This is a genomic window from Flavobacterium sp. (assembly GCF_021151785.1).
Lineage (GTDB): Bacteria > Bacteroidota > Bacteroidia > Flavobacteriales > Flavobacteriaceae > Flavobacterium.
Window position 1 is genome coordinate 1 of sequence record NZ_JAGKWP010000123.1, and the last position, 6,085, is coordinate 6,085.

Consider the following 6,085-nt stretch of genomic DNA (forward strand, 5'->3'; position numbering starts at 1 on the left):
TAGTAATAGTATTCAGCAAAATCAGACGTAACAAATGAATTGGCATAAAAAATCTGTTCTTTTTTTATGAATACCTTGTTCAAGTTAAAAATATCCTATCTCATCTAATTTAGAACTATGAAAACTTCAAAATATATCTCGAATAAAAAATACTTTCCTTAAAAATAAATGAGTTAAAACTTTTACTTTTCAATCTCTTTCAAACTTTCCATTTTCTTATGTGCTAAGAAACCTTTAATATCCTCAAAGTGTTCTTTTACACGTTTATTCCCAAATTCAAATACTTTTTCAGCTAAACCATCTAAGAAATCACGATCGTGAGATACAAGAATTAACGTTCCATCAAAATCCTTTAATGCTTCTTTAATAATATCTTTGGTTTTCATGTCTAAATGATTGGTAGGCTCATCTAGGATAAGTAGGTTAACAGGTTCTAACAATAATTTTATCATAGCTAAACGTGTACGCTCTCCTCCTGAAAGGACCTTAACCTTCTTTTGGATATCATCTCCACTAAACATAAATGCTCCTAACATATCCTTAATTTTTGTACGCACATCACCTACAGCTACTCTGTCAATAGTTTCAAAAACAGTCGCTTCACCATCTAGTAAGGCTGCTTGATTTTGTGCAAAATATCCAATCATAGCATTGTGACCTATTTCAACTTTACCTCCTTCATACTCAATTTCACCCATAATAGCTTTAATCATTGTCGATTTTCCTTCTCCATTTTTACCTACAAAAGCTACTTTTTGACCTCTTTCAATCACCATGTTTGCATTATTAAAAACTACATGATCACCATATTTTTTTGTAAGCTCTTCAACAACAACTGGATATTGACCTGAACGAGGTGATGGTGGGAACTTTAATTTTAAAGCAGAAGTATCAATCTCATCTACTTCAACTAAAACCAATTTCTCTAACATTCGAACACGAGATTGAACTTGTTCTGTTTTTGAAAAAGTACCTCTAAATCGCTCAATAAAAGCTTGATTTTCTGCAATAAATTTTTGTTGTTCATCATATGCTTTTTGTTGATGTGCTCTACGATCTTGTCTTAATACCAAATAATCAGAGTATTTTGCTTTATAATCATAGATTCTTCCCATAGTAACTTCAATAGTTCTATTGGTAATATTATCTACAAAAGCCCTATCGTGAGAAATAACCATAACAGCTTTGGCTTGATTTACTAAAAATTCTTCCAACCATTGAATACTATCCATGTCTAAATGATTGGTAGGCTCATCTAATAAAATTAAATCTGGTTTCTTTAAAAGGATTTTTGCCAATTCAATTCGCATACGCCACCCGCCTGAAAACTCAGAAGTCATTCGATCAAAATCTTCTCTAACAAAACCTAAGCCTTTTAGTACTTTTTCAACTTCTGCATCATAATTGACTTCCTCAATTGAATAATACTTGTCTGAAAGTTCAGAAACACGCTCAATTAATTTCATGTAAGCATCACTTTCGTAATCTGTTCTCACGGTAAGCTCATCATTTATAGCATCAATTTCCTTTTTCATATTCAATACTTCTGCAAAAGCTTTTGATGTTTCTTCACGAACCGTACATTGATCTTCTGTTAATAAATGCTGGGGCAAGTAGGCAATTACAGCATCACTTGGAGCCGAAATACCACCTCTTGTAGGTTTATTAACACCTGCAACAATTTTTAAAAGGGTAGATTTACCAGCACCATTTTTACCCATTAAGGCAATTTTATCATTTTCATTAATAGCAAATGTAATATCACTAAAAAGAGTGGTTCCGCCAAATTCAACGGCAATATCATTAACAGTAATCATAGAGTAAACAAGGTTATAAGGAAATTTAAAATTCCTCAGATTTATTCAAAGTTGCAAAGATAATAGAATTGTAAAGAATAAATAAGCAGATTGTATACTTAAATTATTTCATAAAATATAGTTAACATAATCCACCTAAACTTTTAAAAATTCTATATTTACAACTAAAATTACATTTATGAAGTTTAAAATAATTTTACTCTTTTCTATTGCTAATACTGCCCTTTTTGTTCAAGGACAGGAAAATAAAAATAATATGAATCCCTTTTTTTTAACTTATCAAACGCCCTATCAAGTTCCTCCATTTGACTTAATTAAAAATGAACATTTTAAACCTGCTCTTTTAGAGGGAATAAAACAACAAGAAGCTGAAATCTTAGCTATCACATCAAATAGAGAAAATCCAACTTTCGACAACACAATTGTTGCTCTAGAAAAATCAGGTAAATTACTATCTAAAGTAAATACTGTTTTTAATAATTTAAATGGAGCCAACACCAATGACGAACTTCAAGCTATTGCAAAGGAAGTAGCCCCTATTTTAGCTGAACATAGCGATAACATTAACTTAAATGATGCCTTGTTTAAAAGAATAAAAATAGTTTGGGATCAACAAAGCAACCTTCAATTAAATCAAGAAGAAAAAAAACTCCTAGAAAATACTTACAAAAAATTTGTTCGTAATGGTGCTAATTTAAATACGTCTCAAAAAGAACGTCTAAGAGCTATTAATAGTGAGTTAGCTATTTTGACGTTGAAATATGGCCAAAATGTATTAGCAGAAACGAACAAATATGAGTTAATCATCAGTAACCAAAATGAGCTGATAGGTTTACCAGAATCGGTTATTGCTGCAGCAGCGGCTGAAGCGAAAGGAAAAGGCAAAGAAGGAAAATGGATTTTTACCTTATCAAATGCTAGTGTAATGTCTTTTTTACAGTATAGCACAAACCGTCAATTACGCAAAGAAATTTGGAACGCTTATCAACTGCGCAGTAACAACAACAACGATAATGACAATAAAGCGCTTGCTATAAAAATGGCTAATTTGAGAAGGGAAAAAGCGCAATTATTAGGTTATAAATCTCATGCAGCTTATGTATTAGAACTTTCAATGGCTAAGAATCCAGAAAAAGCAAATCAATTATTACTTGATTTGTGGAAACCTGCACTAAAAATGGCGAGAAAGGAAGAAGCAGATATTAAGGCTATGTTAGTAAAAGATGGCATTCAAGACGAAGTACAACCTTACGATTGGCGTTTTTATGCTGAAAAAATTAGAAAAGAAAGATACAATTTAGACGAGCAAGAACTTAAACCATATTTTAGTTTAGAGCAAACAAGAGAAGGAATTTTTACAGTAGTAAACAAACTATATGGATTAAGTTTTACTCAATTGAACAATGTACCTGTTTATCATCCTGATGTTACTGTATGGGAGGTTAAAGAAGCTAATGAAACTATTGTAGGATTACTTTACATGGATTTTCATCCAAGAAGCTCAAAAAGAGGAGGTGCTTGGATGACTTCTTACCGCGCTCAATCCACAGAAAATAAAACAAGAATACTCCCTATTATTTCAATAGTTTGCAATTTTACAAAACCAACAAGCACGACACCTTCCCTTTTAACTTTTGATGAAGTAAGCACTTTCTTTCACGAATTTGGACATGCACTACACGGACTTTTATCTCAAGTAACTTATGAAAGTTTATCGGGCACCAATGTCCCAAGAGACTTTGTAGAATTACCTTCTCAAATTATGGAAAATTGGGCTGCTGAACCAGAGGTTTTAAAATTATATGCCAAACATTTCAAGACAGGAGAAACAATTCCTGATGAACTGATTAATAAAATGCAAAAAGCAGGTACTTTTGATCAAGGATTTGCTACCACCGAATATTTAGCTGCCTCATTATTAGATATGGCTTATCATACACAAACTTCTAATATAACCTCAACTTCTGAAGATTTTGAAAAAAACACATTAAATATGTTAGGCTTACCACAATCCATTATTTCAAGATACAGAAGTACATATTTTAACCACATCTTCTCAGGTGGTTATTCAGCTGGATATTATAGTTATATTTGGTCTGGAGTATTAGATACAGATGCTTTTGAAGTGTTTAAATCTACCTCCTTATTTAATCCTGAAAAAGCAAAATCTTTTAGAACCAATATTTTAGAAAAAGGAGGAACAGAAGATCCAATGCTATTGTATAAAGCTTTCAGAGGTGCCGAACCAAGCGTGGAGCCTTTACTAAAAAAGAGAGGTTTGAAATAATAAAAAGTGACCACATTATAACGTGGTCGCTTTTTTATACTTACTCTTCATCCATTTCATAAAAAACTGGCTCTTCCATAATCTGATAAGCCATGGACTCTACTCGCTCAGTTATTTGAGAACAGAACAAGATACGTTGGGCTGAAATACTATCGGATAAACGTTTTATCTTTTGATCTAAACGAGCTCTAAAAATTATATCGGCATCATCAACTAAAAACATTTTTAATTGATTTACATCATATCCAGCAGTTGCGAACATATCATTCATTCGAATAGGAGTTCCGATTAAAATATCAACCCCTATTGATATCATATTCTTATCGTGATCCATATCCGTTTTATCATGAACAGCATAAATTCTTAAATCAGTATATTTAGCAAATTCTTTAAACCAAGACTCTAATTCTAAAACTTTTTCCTTATTCTCAACAATAACAATAGCTCGTGGAGCAATCAAAACCGCTTTTTCAAGTTTTTGAATAACAGATAAAGCAATTAAAGTCGTTTTTCCAGAACCTACCTCCGATTGAATCACTAAATCAATACCGCTTTTAATTGGTCCAAAACAACTTTCTTGAACATCTGTTGGGTTAATTAAATCTTTTTCAATTAATGCTTTCTGTAAATTCGGATTTATTTTTTTTAACTGCATTGCTATGTTCAATAATTTGACGCAAAGATACATAAAGTAAAACAAAAAAGAGACTCACAAAAAGCTGTGAATCTCTTATTCTATTTAAATTTAATTTTTAAACTTATTTACTTGCAAATAAAGCTACATCGGTTTCAGAAATTTCATGTCCGCCCAAAATAATTAAGCGTTCCACTACATTTCTTAATTCACGAATATTTCCAGTCCAATCATATTCTTGTAACATTTTAATAGCTTCATTACTAAACGTTTTCTTTGCACTTCCTTGTTCATCTGCAATCTTAGTAGCAAAATGTTCCAACAAACTTGGAATATCTTCTCTACGGTCATTTAATGCAGGAACCTTAATCAAAATAACGGCTAAACGATGATATAAATCCTCTCTAAATCGTCCTTCTTCAATTTCTTTTTTAAGGTCCTTATTGGTAGCTGCAATTACTCGCACATCAACTTTTATATCTTTATCAGCACCAACACGCTGAATTAAATTTTCTTGTAATGCACGTAATACCTTTGCCTGTGCAGGCAAACTCATATCTCCTATTTCATCTAAAAAAATCGTACCACCATGAGCTGCTTCAAACTTACCTGCTCTATCTTTAACTGCTGAAGTAAAAGCTCCTTTAACATGTCCAAACAACTCGCTTTCTATCAATTCAGAAGGTATAGCAGCACAATTAACTTCAATAATAGGTTGAAAAGAACGGTTACTTTTTTCATGTAATTGATGAGCAACCAATTCTTTACCTGTTCCATTTGGTCCAGTAATTAAAACTCGAGCATCAGTAGCAGCTACTTTATCTATCATGGTTTTGATGTGCCTTATAGCCTCACTTTCACCAATCATTTCATAATTCTTTGAAACTTTCTTTTTTAGAATCTTATTTTCAACAATCAATTGTTTTTTGTCTAATGCATTACGAACAGTATTCAATAATCGATTTAAATCGGGTGGTTTTGAAATATAATCGAAAGCGCCTAATCGCATAGTATTTACAGCCGTTTCTAAATCTCCATGTCCTGAAATCATAACCATTGGAATTTCTGGCTTAATTTTTTTTACCGCTTCTAATACCTCTACTCCATCCATCTTAGGCATTTTAATATCGCAAAGAATCAAATCAAAATCTTCATTTTTTACTAGTTCGATACCTTTCAAACCATCTTCTGCTTCTTGAACTAAATAATTATCATTTTCTTCTGATAATATTTTATTTAAAACGCGACGTATTGGCGCTTCATCTTCTATGATAAGGATCCTTGGCATTTATTTTTTTAATTTGAATTATTTATTTTTCACACATTTATTTTAACTAAAGATAAATT

The 6,085-nt window shown here is 31.8% G+C and carries 4 protein-coding genes; 1 reads left to right on the forward strand and 3 read right to left on the reverse strand.

Translation table 11 applies throughout. From position 1 onward, the window contains the following. Positions 1-182: 182 nt before the first annotated feature. Complete coding sequence (locus tag QZ824_RS10320; protein ID WP_291275935.1) at positions 183-1,817, reverse strand: ABC-F family ATP-binding cassette domain-containing protein; 1,635 nt, start codon at positions 1,815-1,817, stop codon at positions 183-185. A gap of 178 nt (positions 1,818-1,995) precedes the next feature. Here QZ824_RS10320 and QZ824_RS10325 point away from each other — a divergent pair, with 178 nt between their 5' ends. Then, positions 1,996-4,104, forward strand: a complete 2,109-nt coding sequence (locus QZ824_RS10325) for a M3 family metallopeptidase (protein ID WP_291275936.1) — start codon at positions 1,996-1,998, stop codon at positions 4,102-4,104. Positions 4,105-4,144: 40 nt separating this feature from the next. On the opposite strand, the gene QZ824_RS10330 is transcribed toward QZ824_RS10325, so the two are convergent. After that, a complete protein-coding gene (locus tag QZ824_RS10330) occupies positions 4,145-4,759 on the reverse strand; it encodes a DEAD/DEAH box helicase (RefSeq protein ID WP_291275937.1) in 615 nt (204 codons plus the stop codon). Positions 4,760-4,862: 103 nt separating this feature from the next. Then, the gene (locus tag QZ824_RS10335) at positions 4,863-6,026 is read right to left on the reverse strand and encodes a sigma-54 dependent transcriptional regulator (RefSeq protein ID WP_291275938.1); all 1,164 of its coding nucleotides are present in this window, start codon (positions 6,024-6,026) and stop codon (positions 4,863-4,865) included. Between the last annotated feature and the right edge of the window lie 59 nt (positions 6,027-6,085).

Excerpts from the sequence above, each read along its gene's own strand:
- QZ824_RS10320 (WP_291275935.1), bottom strand. The coding sequence starts at position 1,817 with ATGATTACTGTTAATGATATTGCCGTTGAATTTGGCGGAACCACTCTT.
- QZ824_RS10325 (WP_291275936.1), top strand. The coding sequence starts at position 1,996 with ATGAAGTTTAAAATAATTTTACTCTTTTCTATTGCTAATACTGCCCTT.
- QZ824_RS10330 (WP_291275937.1), bottom strand. The coding sequence starts at position 4,759 with ATGCAGTTAAAAAAAATAAATCCGAATTTACAGAAAGCATTAATTGAA.
- QZ824_RS10335 (WP_291275938.1), bottom strand. The coding sequence starts at position 6,026 with ATGCCAAGGATCCTTATCATAGAAGATGAAGCGCCAATACGTCGCGTT.